This is a genomic window from Bradyrhizobium sp. CCBAU 65884 (genome assembly GCF_028128835.1).
Classification (GTDB): Bacteria; Pseudomonadota; Alphaproteobacteria; order Rhizobiales; family Xanthobacteraceae; genus Bradyrhizobium; species Bradyrhizobium ottawaense.
This window is the reverse complement of the sequence record NZ_LBJU01000116.1, coordinates 124,406-141,355: the sequence shown is the minus strand read 5'-3', so window position 1 is coordinate 141,355 and position 16,950 is coordinate 124,406. Positions and strand designations below refer to the sequence as shown.

14 protein-coding genes are annotated in these 16,950 nt (G+C 64.5%); 5 read left to right on the top strand and 9 right to left on the bottom strand.

What is annotated here, in order from left to right; translation table 11 throughout:
• The first annotated feature begins 273 nt into the window (after positions 1 to 273).
• Complete coding sequence (locus tag XI03_RS18525) at positions 274 to 1,290, top strand: TorF family putative porin (protein ID WP_038947510.1); 1,017 nt, start codon at positions 274 to 276, stop codon at positions 1,288 to 1,290.
• A gap of 106 nt (positions 1,291 to 1,396) precedes the next feature.
• Here the strand turns inward: XI03_RS18525 and XI03_RS18520 are convergent, their stop codons facing one another.
• The gene (locus tag XI03_RS18520; protein WP_095424786.1) at positions 1,397 to 3,157 is read right to left on the bottom strand and encodes an ABC transporter ATP-binding protein/permease; all 1,761 of its coding nucleotides are present in this window, start codon (positions 3,155 to 3,157) and stop codon (positions 1,397 to 1,399) included.
• A 315-nt stretch (positions 3,158 to 3,472) separates the two neighbouring features.
• Between XI03_RS18520 and XI03_RS18515 the strand changes: the two genes are divergently transcribed.
• On the top strand, positions 3,473 to 5,137 hold the full coding sequence (locus XI03_RS18515) for an L-lactate permease (protein ID WP_028140090.1): 1,665 nt from the start codon (positions 3,473 to 3,475) through the stop codon (positions 5,135 to 5,137).
• A gap of 159 nt (positions 5,138 to 5,296) precedes the next feature.
• Positions 5,297 to 5,695, top strand: coding sequence for an META domain-containing protein (locus tag XI03_RS18510; protein ID WP_038971171.1), 399 nt, complete (start codon positions 5,297 to 5,299; stop codon positions 5,693 to 5,695).
• A 154-nt stretch (positions 5,696 to 5,849) separates the two neighbouring features.
• Here the strand turns inward: XI03_RS18510 and XI03_RS18505 are convergent, their stop codons facing one another.
• The 3 genes from XI03_RS18505 to XI03_RS18495 all read right to left on the bottom strand — a co-directional run bounded on the left by XI03_RS18505 (position 5,850) and on the right by XI03_RS18495 (position 9,333).
• On the bottom strand, positions 5,850 to 7,058 hold the full coding sequence (locus tag XI03_RS18505) for a hypothetical protein (RefSeq protein WP_271592880.1): 1,209 nt from the start codon (positions 7,056 to 7,058) through the stop codon (positions 5,850 to 5,852).
• Positions 7,059 to 7,257: 199 nt separating this feature from the next.
• Complete coding sequence (gene groL, locus XI03_RS18500) at positions 7,258 to 8,889, bottom strand: chaperonin GroEL (RefSeq protein ID WP_038974643.1); 1,632 nt, start codon at positions 8,887 to 8,889, stop codon at positions 7,258 to 7,260.
• Between the two features lie 147 nt (positions 8,890 to 9,036).
• Complete coding sequence (locus XI03_RS18495; RefSeq protein WP_018321905.1) at positions 9,037 to 9,333, bottom strand: co-chaperone GroES; 297 nt, start codon at positions 9,331 to 9,333, stop codon at positions 9,037 to 9,039.
• A gap of 316 nt (positions 9,334 to 9,649) precedes the next feature.
• On the opposite strand from XI03_RS18495, the gene XI03_RS18490 reads away from it, so the two are divergent.
• Positions 9,650 to 10,171 (top strand): hypothetical protein, encoded by a 522-nt coding sequence (locus XI03_RS18490; RefSeq protein ID WP_028140096.1) that lies wholly within the window; start codon positions 9,650 to 9,652, stop codon positions 10,169 to 10,171.
• Positions 10,172 to 10,378: 207 nt separating this feature from the next.
• On the opposite strand, the gene XI03_RS18485 is transcribed toward XI03_RS18490, so the two are convergent.
• The gene (locus XI03_RS18485; RefSeq protein WP_028140097.1) at positions 10,379 to 11,164 is read right to left on the bottom strand and encodes a protein phosphatase CheZ; all 786 of its coding nucleotides are present in this window, start codon (positions 11,162 to 11,164) and stop codon (positions 10,379 to 10,381) included.
• Between the two features lie 315 nt (positions 11,165 to 11,479).
• On the opposite strand from XI03_RS18485, the gene XI03_RS18480 reads away from it, so the two are divergent.
• Positions 11,480 to 12,292 carry a L,D-transpeptidase gene (locus tag XI03_RS18480; protein WP_028140098.1) on the top strand — a complete coding sequence of 271 codons (813 nt, stop codon included), beginning with the start codon at positions 11,480 to 11,482 and terminating at the stop codon, positions 12,290 to 12,292.
• Positions 12,293 to 13,039: 747 nt separating this feature from the next.
• On the opposite strand, the gene XI03_RS18475 is transcribed toward XI03_RS18480, so the two are convergent.
• From XI03_RS18475 to hisG, 4 genes are all read right to left on the bottom strand, one after another.
• A complete protein-coding gene (locus XI03_RS18475; RefSeq protein WP_028140099.1) occupies positions 13,040 to 13,858 on the bottom strand; it encodes a DUF2076 domain-containing protein in 819 nt (272 codons plus the stop codon).
• A gap of 118 nt (positions 13,859 to 13,976) precedes the next feature.
• Positions 13,977 to 14,822: a ChbG/HpnK family deacetylase gene (locus XI03_RS18470; protein ID WP_028140100.1), complete on the bottom strand. Its 846-nt coding sequence runs from the start codon at positions 14,820 to 14,822 to the stop codon at positions 13,977 to 13,979.
• Positions 14,819 to 15,871, bottom strand: coding sequence for a glycosyltransferase family 2 protein (locus tag XI03_RS18465; protein WP_028140101.1), 1,053 nt, complete (start codon positions 15,869 to 15,871; stop codon positions 14,819 to 14,821). The genes XI03_RS18470 and XI03_RS18465 overlap by 4 nt, the downstream gene beginning before the upstream one ends.
• A gap of 98 nt (positions 15,872 to 15,969) precedes the next feature.
• Positions 15,970 to 16,947, bottom strand: a complete 978-nt coding sequence (gene hisG / locus XI03_RS18460; RefSeq protein WP_028140102.1) for an ATP phosphoribosyltransferase — start codon at positions 16,945 to 16,947, stop codon at positions 15,970 to 15,972.
• Positions 16,948 to 16,950 lie beyond the last annotated feature (3 nt).

Genomic DNA, 16,950 nt, shown 5'->3' with positions numbered 1-16,950 from the left:
GCCCGGATGCCACGCTAGCCGCCTTCCCCGTACTTGCACGGGTCCTGCCGTGCCCTTTGGAATGCAAATAATGTGATCGAGAAGACACACAGGCTGACAACCTTTCGCGGAATCGTCAAAACGCCCAAAAAGTCGGCAGATGCCCGTGATTTTTGCTTCACGGTCCCCATCCCTCAATCCAGATTGTCGCAGTAACGCAATTTTGCAGACAGGTCGTTTGCCCCGGGGGGCCTCCGGGATCCGACTGGGTAAGAACTGGCGATGGGGATCGAAATGAAAAAAGTGGCTTTGTTGGCAACGGCGCTGGCAATGGTGACGACGGGTTCGGCTTTCGCGGCAGACTTGCGCGTGAAGGCATTGAAGGCCCCGCCGCCGCCCGCCTTCGATCCCTGGGATATCGCCTTCGGCGGTGCGGTCATGAGCGACTACATCTTCCGCGGTATCACCCAGTCGAACCACAAGCCGTCGGTCTCGGCCTATTTCGAGCCGCGCTACAACGTCACCAAGGACCTCCAGCTCTATGTCGGCGTGGCCGGTGAGAGCATCTCCTTCCCGAACCGCGCCGCAGCCGAGATCGACGTCTACGGTGGTATCCGCCCGACCTTCGGTGCGTTCGCCTTCGACATCGGCGTCTGGGGTTACCTGTATCCGGGTGGGACCTGCTATTACGGCGCGCCGATCGACACCGCCGGCAACGCGCTCAGCGCGCAGTGCGCCGCGAACGCCCTGCTCAACGGCAACGTGATGAAGAAGGACGTCAGCTTCTTCGAAGTCTACGGCAAGGTGAACTACACCATCAACGACAACTGGAGCGTCGGCCTGAACGAGTACTACACGCCGAGCTTCCTGAACTCCGGTGCGTGGGGCGACTACGTGTCGATCACCGCCAAGTACACTGCTCCGAGCACCATTTTCGGCTCCAGTGGCGTCGGCATGTATGTGTCGGGTGAGTTCGGCCGCCAGTTCCTCGGCACGTCCGACTCGTTCTACGGCACGGGCTTCGCCGCGCCGGGCTTCGCCGGTCCGTTCCCGAACGGCATCAAGTACGCCGACTACAACACCTGGAATATCGGCGTCGGCTTCACCTACAAGGTCTTCACGCTCGACCTGCGTTACTCCGACACCGACCTGTCGAAGGCGAACTGCAACGCGTTCACCAGCGACTATACGGCGACCGCCAACGGCAGCTTCAGCAACATCAATCCCACCGGCGTCGGCTCCAACTGGTGCGGCGCGGCCGGCATCGCCAAGCTCTCGTTCGACCTGACGGCGATGACCAACCTGAAGTAAGTTTCTTCCCGAGACCATTTACGAGGGCGGCAGAGCAATCTGCCGCCCTTTTGCTTTATGGGGTGCGGGTGCCCAGCCTTGGTCGTCCGAGACGCCGGCCGGCCTTTCAGCGCGCCGCGGTCGGCTCCGCCCGGGCCGGCTCGACGGCTTTACCGAGGACGTGGATCTCGCCGTCCTCCACCAATGCCACCTTCCGGGTGTGGAAGGCGTCGAGCGTCGAGCGATGGCCGATCGAGACGATGGTGGCCTGCGGCAGCTTCTCCGTCAGCAGCCGATAGAGCCGGTCCTCGGACGGCTCGTCCAGCGAGGCGGTCGCTTCGTCGAGGAAGAGATAGTCCGGCATGTGCAGCAGCGCACGAGCAAGCCCAAGGCGTTGCTGTTCGCCGAGCGACAATGTCCGGTTCCAGTGGCCGTGCTCGTCGAGCCGGTCCGCCAGTCGCGGCAGGCCGACGGCAATCAAGGCATCGCGGATCTTCTCGGGCGGGACCGAGCCGTGCTCGGTCGGGTAGATGACGGCGTCGCCAAGCGCGCCGATCGGGAAATACGGCCGCTGCGGCAGCATCATCAGCTTCGCCGTCTCGGGAATGGCGATCGTGCCGGTGCCGAACGGCCAGACGCCGGCAATGGCCCGGAACAGTGTCGACTTGCCGGAGCCCGACGGGCCGGTCACCAGCACCCGCTCCGACGGCTGGATCGTGAAGGCATCGGCTGCGACCAGAGGCGCGCCGTTCGGCAGTTTGACGAGCAATTGCTCGAGCGCGATTGCCTTGCCGTTCGATGGTGCGATGTCGATGGTCGGTTCGAGCGCCGCGCCGTGGGCGGCGGAGCTGACCGACATCTCGAAGCCATCGAGGCGGGCGATCACCGCGCGCCACTCTGCGAGCGAGCGATAGGCGGTGACGAAGAACGACAGCGCATCCTGCACGCTGCCGAACGCCGAGCCGGTCTGCATCATGTCGCCGAGCTGGATGCGCTTGGCGAAGTAGGCAGGCGCCACCACCACATAGGGAAAGAGCGTCGCCGCCTGACCGTAGCTTGCCGTGAAGGCGGTCAGGCGCTTGGTCCGTCCCATGATCTCGTACCAATTGCCGATGACGAAGCCGAAGCGCCGCAGGAGATGCCCTCGCTCCGCGTTCTCGCCTTTCAGAAGGGCGATCTGCTCGGAATTTTCGCGCACGCGGATCAGGTTGAAGCGGAAGTCGGCCTCAAAGCGCTGCTGCTCGAAATTGAGATTGATGAGCGGGGCGCCGATCCAGTGGGTCAGCGCGGTACCGACGATCGCGTAGGCCAGTGCGCACCAGACCAGAAAACCGGGCACGAGGATATCGGTGCCGTAAATGTACAAGGGTGCCTTGTAGGACAGGCCCCAGAGGATGACGACGAACGAGGCGAGCGTCACGATCGACGACAAAAGGCCTAGGCCGATGGTCAGCGTTTGCTCGACGAAATTCTTGACGTCCTCAGTGATACGCTGGTCCGGATTGTCGGCGGCATCGCCCCTGAGCTGCATGCGGTAATGGGTGGCGCCCTCGAGCCATTCGCCGAGATAGTGTTGCGTCAGCCATTGCCGCCAGCGGATCTGGAGCCACTGGTTCAGGTAGAGCTTGTAGACGGCCAAAGCGACGAAGGTGAAGGCAAGCCCAAGGAAGATCCAGACCTCCTTGACGAATTCGGGCAGATCGTAGGCCTGCAGGGCGCTGTAGAACCGGTTCTGCCACTGATTGAGCAGCACGTTGATCGCGACCAGTACCAGCTCCATCGCGACGACGACGGCGAGCAGGCCGCGGCCGGCCCACTTGTCCTCCGACCGGAAATAGGGGACGGCGATTCGCCAGACGATCGCGAGCGTGGCGCTGAGGTTCTTCACAGAGCAGAATCTCCTAGGGGGATGTGCACAACGGCCCGGAGCCAGAGGCTTGAGGCAATGGCGGAAATGGGCGCGCTTAGACTAAAGTCGCAAGTGCTGCAATTTGCGTTGGCTTGTCGCAGCTTGCAACCCTAGCATGGGGCTCGACGGCGCGGGGTGGGGTGCTCTGGGATTTCGCGAGCTTGTGAGCGGGACGGGAACCGCCGCATTCGCGAGGAATTCGCGTCCAGCTCGGGGGTTATCGCTTCCAGCGTCAAGCAGGATCGGCTCTCCACGCGGGCCGTCTGCCGCAAACATGCGTGGGGGAGGAAGACCATGTGGAATCAAGTCTATGATCCGCTGCACAGTCCGGTGCTGTCGACGATTGCGGCGGCGGTGCCCGTCGTCACGCTGCTGGTCCTGATCGCGAGCGGTCGCGTCCAGGCGCATATCGCGGCGGTCATCGCCGTGATCGTGGCCAATTTGATCACGATCTTCGTCTTCACCATGCCGGCGAACATGTCGATCCGTGCCTCGGTGCTGGGCATCGTGACCGGCTTTTTCCCGATCGGCTGGATCGTGCTCAATGTCATCTTCCTCTACCAGGTGACGGTGAGCACGGGACGCTTCGAATTGCTCAAGCGCGCCATCGGCGGCGTCACCGAGGACCGGCGGCTGCAATTGCTGCTGATCGCCTTCTCTTTCGGCGCGTTCTTCGAGGGCGCCTCGGGCTTCGGCACGCCGGTCGCCATCACCGGCGCCGTGCTGATCGGCCTCGGCTTCTCGCCGCTCGCGGCGTCCGGCCTGTCGCTGATCGCCAACACCGCGCCGGTCGCCTATGGCGCGCTGGGCACGCCGATCCAGGGCCTTGCCTCGGTCACCGGGCTCGATCCCTACATCCTCGGCGCGATGGTCGGCCGGCAATTGCCGGTCTTCTCGCTGATCGTGCCGTTCTGGGTGGTGTGGGCGTTCGCGGGCTGGAAGGGCATGAAGGATGTCTGGCCGGCAATCCTGGTCACCGGCGTGTCGTTCGCGATTCCGCAATTCGTGATCTCGAACTTCATCAACCCCTGGATCGTCGACATCGGCGCGTCGCTGATCTCGATGGGCGCGCTGATCCTGTTCCTCAAAGTCTGGCAGCCCAGGCAGCTCTGGCTGTCGCCGGCGCTGCGCGGCCGCGATGAATCGGCAGCCACCATGGCGGCGGCCAAACCGCTCGACAAGACGCCGCTGACGCAGAGCGAACTGTTCGGCGCGCTGCTGCCGTGGATCATCGTCTGCATCGTGATGCTGATCTGGGGTAACGGGGCGTTCAAGGCCTGGGCGAATTCGATCTTCGTCTGGAACTATCCCGTGCCCGAGCTGCACCAGATGATCAACAAGATGCCGCCGGTCGCGCCAGGGCCGACGAAAGAGAGCGCCGTGTTCGGCTTCACCTACCTGTCCTTCACCGGCACGGGCATGCTGATCGCGGCGATCATCTCCGGTGTCCTGATGGGCGTCGGTCCCGGCAAGCTCGTGACCGAGTACGGCCGTACCATCCGGCTCTGTGCGATCTCGCTGATTACGATCTCGGCGATGCTGGCGATCGGCACCTTGACGCGGCTCTCCGGCGTCGACGCGACGCTCGGCCTCGCCTTCGCCGCAACCGGCGTGCTCTATCCCTTCTTCGGCACGCTGCTCGGCTGGTTGGGCGTGGCGCTGACGGGATCTGACACCGCCTCCAACGTGCTGTTCGGCAACCTGCAGAAGATCACCTCCGAGCAGCTCGGCCTGTCGCCGGTCCTGATGGCCGCGGCGAACTCGTCCGGCGGCGTGATGGGCAAGATGATCGACGCGCAGTCGATCGTGGTCGCCTCCACTGCCACCAACTGGTACGGGCACGAGGGCACGATCCTGCGCTTCGTGTTCTGGCACTCGATCGTGCTGGCCTGTCTCGTCGGCGTGCTCGTGACGTTGCAGGCCTATGTCTGGCCGTTCACGGCAATGGTCCTGAAGTAGCAGGCCAACTCCGGCTCGAACGCAAATCCCCGCGAGGTTCCGCCCCGCGGGGATTTTTGCGCCCAATCAAATCTCATCGCGCTCCAGGTTGAGCGAACCTTCTCATTGGCGCCGCCGTCTTATAGAAGGTGCGGCAAATCAGGTCGGACGAGAGGTCTCATGGTTTCGCTCAAGCGATTGGTGTGTGCTGCGGTTGCAATGCTAGCGATGTCCATTGTCGCGCGTGCCGAGGACGGTTTCCCGTTCGGCACCGAGATGACGCTGGAAGCGCTGCCGCAAGCAGGCTCGAAGCGAATTCCGAACATCGAAATCGGCGACCATGGCGAGGTCGTGCTCGAGCTCTGGTGCAAGGGCGGCAAGGGCCAGTTCTCGGTCGCCGGCAACACCGTGATCTTCGTCCCCGGTCAGATCCAGGATCGCTCCTGCCCGCCGGCAAGGGCGCAGGCCGACGACGATCTGGTCGCAGCACTGAGCAGCGTCGAGACCTGGAAGCGTCAGGGCGACGTGCTGACGCTGATCGGCCCCAAGCCGCTGCGCTTCAGGACGACGGGGAATTAGCTCCGCTCTCGTGTCCCGGACAAGGCGCGTCGCGCAAGCGATGCGCCGCAGAGCCGGGACCCAGATTTTCTATCGGCAAATTCGTGTGTGGCCTCTGGGCCCCGGCTCTGCTGCGCATCACTGACGTGCTGCGCAGCGTCCGGGGCACGAAAGCCTACTTCCACACCGACTTGTCGGCATCCCAGCGCTGGCCCTTGAGCTCCTTGGCGAGCGCCTCGACCGAACCGTTGTCGTCGGGCTGCTCGCCTTCCTCGTCGACCGACGTGTCGTCGGAGAGATTGAGCTTGGCGCCGCTGCTCTCGTCGGCGGTCGTCGTCGCGGGGCTGCCGATCCACAGCATGAGCTTGTCGGTCGTGCCCGGCTTGTCGGGCGAGACGAGCCCTGCGACCTCGATCGTGTCGGTGAGATCGAGCGCGGGGAAATCCGGGTTCGGCCGCTTGAAGACCAGCTTGAGCTTGCCCGTGGCGGGGTTGAAGCTTTGCGAGACCGGCTTTGCCGCGAGCGTCCGGCTCAAAACGTTCGAAACGGCGGCCGCGAGTTTGTCCTTGCTGATCTTGTCGCCCTCGCGCCAGTCGGCTGCGGCGAAGCGGATGGTGCGGTCCATCTCGGTCATGCCCGCGGTCCAGCCCGCGGAGGTGACGCCCGGCGTCGCCTTGAATTTCGCCAGCAGCGCGCCGGCGCGCTCGGGATCGACCGACATGTTGATGGTCTGCTCGCCTGCGCGCAGCGCATCGCAGCCGACCGTGAGGCTCGCCAGCGTCACCTCGACCGCCTGGCCCTTCAGGCTCTTCAGGAAGTCGGTTGCAGCGTCGAGCTTGACCTTGACCGCGATCGCCTCCGGCGAGACGTCGGTGAAATCCTTCGGCTGCGGCGTGATGCCGTCGTCGGAGGTCTGGTTGTCCTGAAATTCCTTCTCGCTGAGATCGGAATTGTCGGGCGAGGTCACCTCGGTCACGACCTGGCCAATGCTGATCTGGCCGCGGAATTCGAAGGTGTCGCCGCTCTGCTTTCGCAGCAGCTTGACGCTGACGGGCGCCTTGTCGCTGATGCTCTGCGCGGTGCCGGTCAGGGTCTGGCCCGCGACCTGGAGATTGACGACGAAGCGGTCCTTGCGGTCGGAATTCTTTGCGACGGGATAGCAGACGTCGAGCACGGCCGCCGTCACCGTCTTGCCCTGGCGCGTCTCCTTCAGGATCACGTCGGCATTGCCGTCCATCAGCCCGTCGATCGAGGTGAAATAGCGTGTCTCCGGGCCACCTTGCGTCGTGGCCTTCGGCGACAGCTTCATCTGGGCGGATGCGGAATGCGGAGAAGCTGCAAGCAGAGCCAAAAGGGCTGTCGAACAAACCAGAAGCGCACGCATCGATGAAATCCTCGCGCAACGGGCATGATCCGGAAAGTGTGAAGCGGTTTTCCGAGAGGATCATGCCCAAACAATTCGAATCGGCGCGTCACCGTAGTGGGTTTTGGCCGTCGGTTGAATCGGAAAGCGGAGGGGCAGGGTCGGCAAAAAAGAAGGCCGCCCGGAGGCGGCCTTCGCAACATTGTAACGGAACGGAGGCTTAGAAGCCGCCCATGCCGCCGCCGCCGGGCATCGCGGGCGAGGCTTCCTTCTTCGGCGTTTCGGCGACCATGGCCTCGGTGGTGACCAGCAGGCCGGCCACGGAGGAGGCGTCCTGGAGCGCGGTGCGCACCACCTTGGCGGGATCGATGATGCCCTTCTCGATCATGTCGACATAGTCCTCGGTCTGGGCGTCGAAGCCGAAGGTCTCGGACTTGTTCTCCAGGATCTTGCCGACCACGATCGAGCCTTCCACGCCGGCGTTTTCCGAGATCTGGCGGATCGGAGCCTCGAGCGCCTTCAGCACGATGTTGATGCCGGCCTGGACGTCGGCATTGGCGTTGGTGAGACGGCCGACCGCCTTCTTGGCGCGCAGCAGCGTGACGCCGCCGCCGGGGACGATGCCTTCCTGCACCGCGGCGCGGGTGGCGTTGAGGGCGTCCTCGACGCGGTCCTTCTTCTCCTTGACCTCGATCTCGGTGGCACCGCCGACGCGGATCACCGCGACGCCGCCGGCCAGCTTGGCGAGACGCTCCTGGAGCTTCTCACGGTCGTAGTCCGAGGTGGTCTCCTCGATCTGCGCCTTGATCTGGCCGACACGGGCCTCGATGTCCGGCTTCTTGCCGGCGCCCTTGACGATCGTGGTGTTCTCCTTGTCGATCACGACCTTGCCGGCGCGGCCGAGCATCTTCACAGTGACGTTCTCGAGCTTCATGCCGAGGTCTTCGGAAATGAGCTGGCCACCGGTGAGGATGGCGAGGTCCTCGAGCATGGCCTTGCGGCGATCGCCGAAGCCCGGCGCCTTGACGGCGGCGACCTTGAGGCCGCCGCGGAGGCGGTTGACGACCAGGGTGGCCAGCGCCTCGCCCTCGACGTCTTCGGCGATGATGACGAGCGGCTTGCCCGACTGCACCACGGCTTCCAGCACCGGAAGCATGGCCTGGAGGCCCGAAAGCTTCTTCTCGTGCAGGAGGATGTAGGCATCCTCGAGCTCGGCGGTCATCTTCTCGGGGTTGGTGACGAAGTAGGGGCTGAGATAGCCGCGGTCGAACTTCATGCCCTCGACGATGTCGACTTCGGTGTCGAGCGACTTGTTCTCTTCGACGGTGATGACGCCTTCGTTGCCGACCTTCTGCATCGCCTGGGCGATCATCTTGCCGATGGCGGCATCGCCGTTGGCCGAGATGGTGCCGACCTGGGCGACCTCGGAGGAGGCGGCGACGGGCTTGGCCCGCTTCTCGATGTCCTTGATGACGGAAGCGACCGCGATGTCGATGCCGCGCTTGAGGTCCATGGGGTTCATGCCGGCGGCAACCGCCTTGGCGCCTTCGCGCACGATGGCCTGGGCCAGCACGGTGGCGGTGGTGGTGCCGTCGCCGGCGAGGTCGTTGGTCTTGGAGGCGACCTCACGCACCATCTGGGCGCCCATGTTCTCGAACTTGTCCTCGAGCTCGATCTCCTTGGCGACGGTGACGCCGTCCTTGGTGATGCGGGGTGCGCCGAAGCTCTTCTCGATGACGACGTTGCGGCCCTTCGGGCCGAGCGTCACCTTGACCGCGTTGGCGAGAACGTCGACGCCGCGCAGCATGCGATCGCGCGCGTCTCCGGAAAACTTGACGTCTTTGGCAGCCATTTGAGCAATCCCTCGTGTTTGGTGATGTGTCTGCCGCTCGCCCGTCGCATCAATTCCGGGATTCGTGGACCGAACCCGGCGGAATGATGGATGCCCGGACCGCCTGGATCCGGGCATGACATTCAGCGGCTGTTCAGGCGGATGGCCTTAGGCCAGTACGCCCATGATGTCCGACTCCTTCATGATCAGGAGCTCTTCGTTGTCGATCTTGACCTCGGTGCCCGACCATTTGCCGAACAGCACGCGGTCGCCGACCTTGAGGTCGATCGGGGTCAGCTTGCCGGTCTCGTCACGGCCGCCGGGGCCGACGGCCACGACCTCGCCCTGGGAGGGCTTTTCCTTGGCGCTGTCCGGAATGATGATGCCGCCCTTGGTCTTTTCCTCGGCGTCGATACGTTTGACCACGACACGGTCATGCAGCGGACGAAATTTGGATTTAGCCATGACGTTTCCCTTTGGAGGCTCGCTTCGGAAGTAATGGAAGTGGGTGGGGCGGCGCTTCCGTCCACCCCCTATCCCGAGGATCGAACGGCGTGCTTAGCAATCGGGCTTTCCGAGTGCTAATAGTGGGCCCGGAAATATGGCTTGGCCGCGATCCTGTCAAGCAAAGGTGGTTAAGCGATTGGTGAGGCGGATATAGGATGGTGGCACTGGAAACTTGTTCGGGGCGCCGACGTATTAAAGGACGTCATTGCTCCGGCAGCGGTTTTGCGCTTGGCTGCAGGAGGGGTGCGGCCATGGTCTTGTTCGGGGGAATGCCATGATCAGTTCAGCTCACGCGCGCACGGTTGCCAATCTGGCCGCCGCCTCTTGTCTGGCGCTGCTGCTGGGCGCCTGCGGCGGCGGCATGAGCCTGCCGTCCTTCTCGTCGTCCTCGCCGCCGCCCGAAGCCGAGCCGGGCGTCGCGCCCGAAATGCCTGCGACCATTCGCGGCGACGAGATCGTCGGCCGCTGGGGCCTCGCCTCGTTCCAGAACCCGGCCGACCGCGCCCGCACCGAGGCCGCCGCCCGGGCCCAGTGCAAAAATCCCTACGTGATCACCGCCGGCTCCTCCGGCGGCGTGATCATGCATCTGGCCGACCAGGCAACGCCCCAGGAGCTGCGGCTGAAGGGCTCGCCGAGCGGCAAGAACTACATCGGACCGGCGGGTCCGACCCCCGGCGAGCAGGACCGCGAAATCATCTCCTTCGACGGCCGCGTCCTGATCACCCGCTTCATCGACAAGGACGCCGCCACCCGCTACGGCAACATGGTCTACGTCCGCTGCGCGCCGCGGGCGTGATGTTCGTCTTCCGTCATTCCGGGGCGCGCGAAGCGCGAACTATGGTGCGCACTCGCGCACCTGAGAATCTCGATGTGGTGAGCTTCCTGCCTTAAATCTCCGGATTCCGGGACCGGCTCCGTCGAGCCGCCCCGGAATGACGGGCTGGGCCAAAAACAAAAACGCCGGCTCTCGCCGGCGTTTTGTTTTTCGCTATGCCGCGTCCGCTCAGTCGAACAGCGCGTCGATGTCGTCCTGCGAGGCGTGGCCGACGTCGCCGGCGAGCTTGGGGCCGTTGAGAAGCTTGTCGTCCTCGCTGCGATTGTCGACCTGCGGCACGACGTGGGACTTGATCGCGTCGACGCCGCCCCAGATCTCCATCATCGCATTGATGTGCTGTTCGATGAACTTCATCGTGCCCATCACCTTGCTGATGCGCTGGCCGGTCAGGTCCTGGAAGTTGCAGGCCTCGAAGATCGAGATGACGCGTTCCTGGATGTCGTCGGCGAGCCGCTTCTGCTGGTCGATCGAGTCCACCTTGGACATTGCGCTGGCGGCCTGGTCGATCGACTCCGCGGCCTCGAGGATCTGCTGGGTCGCCTGCTCGGTGCCGCCGACCACCGCGCCGAGCTCGCCATTGACCTTGGCCATTTCGCCGCCGTCAAAGCTCTTGCCGTGCAGCGTCGCGATTTCGCGCTTGGTGCGGTCGATGGCGTCATGGATGAGGTCGAGCTCGACCTTCAGCTTTTCGCACTGCTCGATCTGGGCCCGGTAGGTCTCGAGCATGGTACGAGCCTCGGAGAGCTCGTGGGCGGTGGAGGCGTCGATCGCCGCCATGGCTGCGCTGCCGGACAAGGGCAAGGGCGCGGTGCCTTTCGCCATCTGTGCACGGATCGCACGTAGCTCGGCCATGATCTCGCTGTGCATCGGGATTGCCTCTTCAGTTACGTCCAAAATCGGCATCTCGCCACCAGCGATATCCTCGACGCGAAAACGTTTGCGGTGAACAGCCATCTGGATACTCCCCCCACCTCACTCACGCGTCTTTGTAGGCAGAAGCGATTTAACACGAAGTTCACGGCAGGAACTGTTGTGCGGCTGCGCGCGACGGCGCGCAAAGAAGCGATTAACCATGGGCGCGCGGCGTTCATCGAAAATAAACGCTGATCGCCAAATTGCCCCGCTGCTGACGACGTGGTGAATCCAAACGCCGCTTCTGTTTACCAAACAAAACGGCTTTTGCTTTTTATTGACCACGTCGGGGGCGCGGACCAGCCATCAGCTCTCCACGGCGCATGTGATCTAGACGAAACAGTACAGAGTACGTCGATGTTCAAGAAAATGTCTGTCGCGCTGCTCGGCAGCGCTTGCACCTTCATTGCCGGCGCAAACAGTGCCAGCGCCTTCGACAATTCGGTGCCGAACGATCCGCCCGCGGTGCTCTACCAGCCGCAGGTGCCGCCGGCGCCGGTGCGCGTCGCCTCCAATGCGAACATGGGCGGCGGCTTCATCGAGTTCCTGTTCGGCGACGGTCCCGGCCGCGGTCCGGCCTACGCGCCGCAGCAGCCGGTCTATCAACAGCAGCCCGGCTATTACGACCAGCGCCGCCTGCCGCCGATGGGCGAGCCGCAGATGCAGGGTGGATATCAGCAAGGCGCGGTTCAGCAGGAGACGGCCGACCCGCGGCAGCGTCAGTTCGATCCAAGGTTCGAGAAGCAATCTGTTGACTATAGCGGCAAGGAAAGTCCCGGCACCATCGTGGTCGATACCCCGAACAAATTCCTCTATCTCGTCGAGGGCAACGGCAGGGCGATGCGCTACGGCATTGGCGTCGGGCGTCCCGGCTTCACCTGGTCCGGCGTGAAGGCGATCACAGCCAAGCGCGAATGGCCGGACTGGACGCCGCCGGCCGAAATGATCGCGCGCCGTCCCGATTTGCCCCGGCACATGGAAGGCGGTCCGGAGAACCCGCTCGGCGCCCGCGCGATGTATCTGGGCTCGACGCTGTACCGCATCCACGGCTCCAACGAGCCCTGGACCATCGGCACCAACGTCTCCTCCGGCTGCATCCGCATGCGCAACGAAGACGTCATCGACCTCTACGGCCGCGTCAATGTCGGCACGAAGGTCGTGGTGATGTAGCCCAGCGCGCGCTGCGAGCCGTCAACTCCGCGTGTCGCGCCGGCTCGCGACGCGCGGCATCGAAGGCGTTGCGCGCCGCCGGCGTACGTCCTCCGGCCAAGGTCCAAAGCGCGATGCGATCAGGATGAATCGTCATCGCGCTTCAGGTTGTTGTTTAAGCATGATCTTTTCGGAAAACCGCTGCGCACTTTATCCGGATCATGCTTTAGGCTGGCCGACGATGCCGCCTCGAACCGAGACGAGGGGCAACAGAGCAGCGACGACGAGTTGATGAATGGGAAAGCGATGCGCGAACGGAGCGTTTCAACCGCCGCGCCGACAGCTCTGCCTTCTTGAGGCGCTCGTGCAGTCCCTCCAACTCCGACAACTCGGTGATGAGATGAGTTGTCACGTTGGTCAGGGTTGCGATGCGCTGCTGAAGTGGACTCATTTTTAAAACCCCGACTATAACCAAGAGAGGCAACCACATTGGTGTGTGGCATGAGCAACGTGTTCTTCCAGTTGAACACCCATGTCCGAATTTGGAAATCCGGGAGTCTACGGTCGCACGCGTCAGACGGCGATTTGATTTGTCATGGTGAATTCAGGCGCGTCGGGTAACGTTCAGCTCAGTCCAATGGCGCTGCGCATTAGTCATATTATATCGAGCGTCCTCTCTCCTTGCCGTGGCACAAAAGACGCTCGAGCCCATGCTCTAAAGAAAACGGCCGCCGAGAGGCGGCCGTCCGCATCTTTCGGACGAATTGCTCACGCGTAATCGCTGCCGCCATCGTCGTCGCCGCCGAAATCGCTGTCGTCGGCTACGTCCATATTGCCGTCGTCGTTGTTGTCGCCGTAGTTCTGGTCGTTGTCGTTACGATCGTTGTTCGCCTGGTCGGAGAAGCTCTGGCGGGACTCCCGGTTCGAGCCGATGTCGTTGAGGCCGGCATCGCGCGCGAGCGAGCCGCCGGACTGGTCGCTGCCGCCCCAAGGACTTCCACCAGCGCTGCGGTCGCCGAGGGCGTTGGTGTCGCCAAAGGCCTGCTGATGCGATCCGCCCATCATGCCGCGGATGCTCGAGAGCAGCAGAGAGCCGCCGACGACGCCGGCCGCAGCTGCCGCCGCGGTGCCGAGGAACGAGCCGCCGCCACCGCCCATCGGCGGTGCGCCATAACCCTGGCCCGGGCCCTGACCTTGGCCGTAAGGCGGCTGACCGTAGCCCGGCTGCGTCTGCTGCATCGCTCCGCCGCTGTTCCAGACCGGCCGCGTGTCACGCGGCGGCACGTTCGGAACCGAGCCGCGCGAGGGGCCTCCGCCGAACAAGGTATCGCGCATGGTGTCGAGGAAGCCGCCGGACTGCGCCTGCTCGGGCGCATGGGCCGCTTCCAGCTCCTGGATGCGGTTATGGGCGCGCTTCAGCGCTTCGTCCTGCAGCAGCGTGGTCTGCACCAGCGCATAGATCGCGCCGGGTGCCTTGCGCAGCCCGTCCGAGATCGCGGCGATCGCGTCGGGATCGCGCGGTGCATTTTCCAGTTTCGAAAGCCGGTCGAAAAGGTCGTCGACGAGCTGGCGTTCCTGCGGCGTCATGATCAGTCTCCCTCGCGCAAAACAAGCGCGAAGCAGATGTAGGGTTCCATTGTGGCCCCAACAGTGCCGGCCGGATTAAATTTCGGTATGCGACAAGCTGCCCCGCGGCTTGCCGGTGTCATCCCAGCGTGGCGCCGCTGTCCGCCAGCAGACGCGCGAAGGCGTCGCCCGCCAGATAGGCGTGCTCGCGTTCGCGGACATCCGTCATCGGATCGAGGCCGGCGAGGACATCGTCGACGAAGCCGGGGTGGCACATCACGAGGCCGCCATCCGGCAAGCCTTCCAGGAATTGCCGCATCAGCTCGCCAAAATCGGCCGCCCGCGTGAAGTCATAGGCGCCGGCAAAGCCCGGGTTGAAGCTGAGCCCCGCGCTGCCGGCACGGCGGCGGAATTGCGCGCTGAGGACGTCGAGCACGATGGCCTTGGGTGAGGCCAGCCGCTGCTTGAGCGGCAGGTCGCGGCCGCCCTGGCGCACCCAGGCGTTCGGCGCGCCTTCGCGGACCGCATCGACAAAGCCGTCGCGCACCTGCGGATAGAGCTGCACATGCTGATGGCCGTCGACGAAGTCAGGCGCGCGCCCGAACGCTTCGGCGAAGGCGGCGAGCTGCGCCTTCACCTCGTTGCGGAAGAATTCGCGGTCGAGCCGCCGCAAAATGCCCGCGCGCAGCAGCTTCGGAAACGGCATGAACATGTCGCCGTCGAGCGGGCGGAAATGCATGGTGAGGGGGCGGAACGGCGCCGACAGCGTCACGTGCAATCCGATCGCGCAGCGCGGGCTCGTCTTCGCCGAGGCCTGAAGCGCCTCGACCTCGCTGCGCGCGATTGCAGGCCCCACCATCATCACCGAGGTGGCGTTGAGGCGGCCGCGTTCGATCAGGTCGCGGATGGCGCGGTTGACGCCCGGGCTGATGCCGTAATCGTCGGCACAGAGCCAGATCCGCCGCAGACCCGCGGCCGCGCTCATTCGGCCGCCGTCCTCTTCGCGGCGTCGCTCGAAGCGTCCTGCGCCGCTTCGAAGTGCTTTTCACTATGCTCGGCGACGAAGTAGATCGGGCGCGCCTTCAACTCGGAGAGGATCTTGCCGATATATTCGCCGACGATGCCGATCATGATGAGCTGCACGCCGCCGATCGTCATCAGGCCGATCACGAGCGAGGGATAGCCGGGCACCTGCTTGCCGGTCGTGAACACCTCCCAGAGGATCGAAAGGCCGAACAGGAAGGCGCCCCCGGCGAGAATGACGCCGAGCAGGCTGGCGAAGCGCAGGGGGGCCACCGAAAACGAGGTCAGGCCCTCGATCGACAGGCCGAGCAGGCTTGCGGCGTTGAAGGTGGTGACGCCATGGGCGCGCGCGGACGGCTCGTAGTCGACGCGGATCTGGCGGAAGCCGATCCAGCTGGCGAGGCCCTTGAAGAACCGGTTGCGCTCGGGCAGCTGCCTGAGCGCCGTGACCGCGCGCGGCGACAGCAGGCGGAAGTCGCCGGCGTCCTCGGGAATCTTCTGCCGTGCCCCCCAATTGATCAGAGCGTAGAAGCCGTGCACGGCGACCCGGCGCAGGAAGGTCTCGTTGTCGCGATGCGCCTTGGCGGTGTAGACGACGTCATAGCCGTCATCGATCCAGTGCCGCACCAGCTGTTCGATCAGGGCCGGCGGATGCTGGCCGTCGCCGTCCATGAACATGACGGCGCCGAGCCGGGCATGGTCGAGGCCGGCCATCAGCGCCGCTTCCTTGCCGAAATTGCGCGACAGCGACACCACCTGGACGTCGATCGCGTCGGCCGGCAGCGCGCGGGCGATCGCCAGCGTCGCATCCTTGCTGCCGTCGTCGACATAGACGACCTCGCAAGCCAGCCGATAGCGCTCCCGCAAGGTTTTTGCCAGATCGCAGATGCGCTGGTGCAGGGCGGCGAGGCCCGCCGCCTCGTTGTAGACGGGGACGACGATCGACAGTCCCTTCGCCGCGGCGGTGCCTGCGGTCGTCGTCATGCCGGAAACGTCAGAGCCCAGCGTCATCGATCAAGTTCCAGAAGCGTTCAAAGTCATCTTAACAGCATATGGTAGCTGCCGTTTGCTGTCGCAAAGCTGAACGGAAAAGCCGAACGGCCTGAGGCTCACTGCCGCAGGAACGCCTCCAGCTTGGCGAACAGCGGGTTCTCCCGGTCGAACACGTAGTCGAGCGAAACCACCGAGACGGTCTCGGCGCCATGCTCGCGCAGGAAGCTTGCCAGCGCATAGAGCTGTCCCGGCGGGCAGTGCAACGTCAACATGCCCGACGAGGTCGGCCCGCCGAACGGGGCCTCGACGCCGAACCGGCCATGGGCTTCGCCGAGCAGCGCCGCGTCGCATTGCCGGAAGCGGGTGCGGACCTCGCGATACTTGTTGGCTCGCGCCCTTGCTGCGATGTGATCGAGGATGACGCGCGCGGTCTCCCGCGCCTGCGGCGTCCAGTCGGCCTCTTTCGAGGCGACCAGATTGGCCTGGCTGCGCAGGATCACGCCGTCGTCGAGCACCCGCAAGCCGTTGGCGGCGAGCGTCGCGCCCGTCGTGGTGATGTCGACGATCAGCTCGGCGCTGCCGGCCGCCGGCGCGCCTTCGGTCGCGCCGCTACTTTCAACGATGCGGTAATCGGTGATGCCGTGGCTCTGGAAGAAGGTGCGGGTGAGGTTGATGAACTTGGTCGCGACCCGCATCCGCATGTGATGCTGCTCGCGGAAGCCGGTGGTGACGTCGTCGAGGTCGGCCATGGTGCGAACGTCGATCCAGGCCTGCGGCACCGCGACGACGACGTCGGCATAGCCGAAGCCGAGCCCATCGATCAGCGACACGCGCTTGTCGGCGTCGGCGATGTTCTCGCGCACCAGGTCTTCCCCGGTGACGCCGAGATGCGCGAGGCCGCGCGACAGTTGCGAGGCGATCTCGCTCGCCGAGAGATAGGCGACCTCGACATTGTCGAGGCCTGCAAGCGTGCCGCGATAGTCGCGGGCGCCGCCGGCCTTCGACAGCTTGAGCCCGGCACGGGCGAAGAAGGCCTCGGTGTTTTCCTGCAGGCGGCCCTTGGAGGGAACGGCCAGAACGAATGGCGCGCTCATGAC

What these genes read in the sequence shown, in the direction of transcription:
- hisG (WP_028140102.1), bottom strand. Translation starts at nt 16,947, where the DNA reads ATGAGCGCGCCATTCGTTCTGGCCGTTCCCTCCAAGGGCCGCCTGCAG.
- groL (WP_038974643.1), bottom strand. Translation starts at nt 8,889, where the DNA reads ATGGCTGCCAAAGACGTCAAGTTTTCCGGAGACGCGCGCGATCGCATG.
- XI03_RS18505 (WP_271592880.1), bottom strand. Translation starts at nt 7,058, where the DNA reads ATGCGTGCGCTTCTGGTTTGTTCGACAGCCCTTTTGGCTCTGCTTGCA.
- XI03_RS18465 (WP_028140101.1), bottom strand. Translation starts at nt 15,871, where the DNA reads ATGACGCTGGGCTCTGACGTTTCCGGCATGACGACGACCGCAGGCACC.
- XI03_RS18470 (WP_028140100.1), bottom strand. Translation starts at nt 14,822, where the DNA reads ATGAGCGCGGCCGCGGGTCTGCGGCGGATCTGGCTCTGTGCCGACGAT.
- XI03_RS18490 (WP_028140096.1), top strand. Translation starts at nt 9,650, where the DNA reads ATGATCAGTTCAGCTCACGCGCGCACGGTTGCCAATCTGGCCGCCGCC.
- XI03_RS18480 (WP_028140098.1), top strand. Translation starts at nt 11,480, where the DNA reads ATGTTCAAGAAAATGTCTGTCGCGCTGCTCGGCAGCGCTTGCACCTTC.
- XI03_RS18510 (WP_038971171.1), top strand. Translation starts at nt 5,297, where the DNA reads ATGGTTTCGCTCAAGCGATTGGTGTGTGCTGCGGTTGCAATGCTAGCG.
- XI03_RS18525 (WP_038947510.1), top strand. Translation starts at nt 274, where the DNA reads ATGAAAAAAGTGGCTTTGTTGGCAACGGCGCTGGCAATGGTGACGACG.
- XI03_RS18475 (WP_028140099.1), bottom strand. Translation starts at nt 13,858, where the DNA reads ATGACGCCGCAGGAACGCCAGCTCGTCGACGACCTTTTCGACCGGCTT.
- XI03_RS18485 (WP_028140097.1), bottom strand. Translation starts at nt 11,164, where the DNA reads ATGGCTGTTCACCGCAAACGTTTTCGCGTCGAGGATATCGCTGGTGGC.
- XI03_RS18495 (WP_018321905.1), bottom strand. Translation starts at nt 9,333, where the DNA reads ATGGCTAAATCCAAATTTCGTCCGCTGCATGACCGTGTCGTGGTCAAA.
- XI03_RS18515 (WP_028140090.1), top strand. Translation starts at nt 3,473, where the DNA reads ATGTGGAATCAAGTCTATGATCCGCTGCACAGTCCGGTGCTGTCGACG.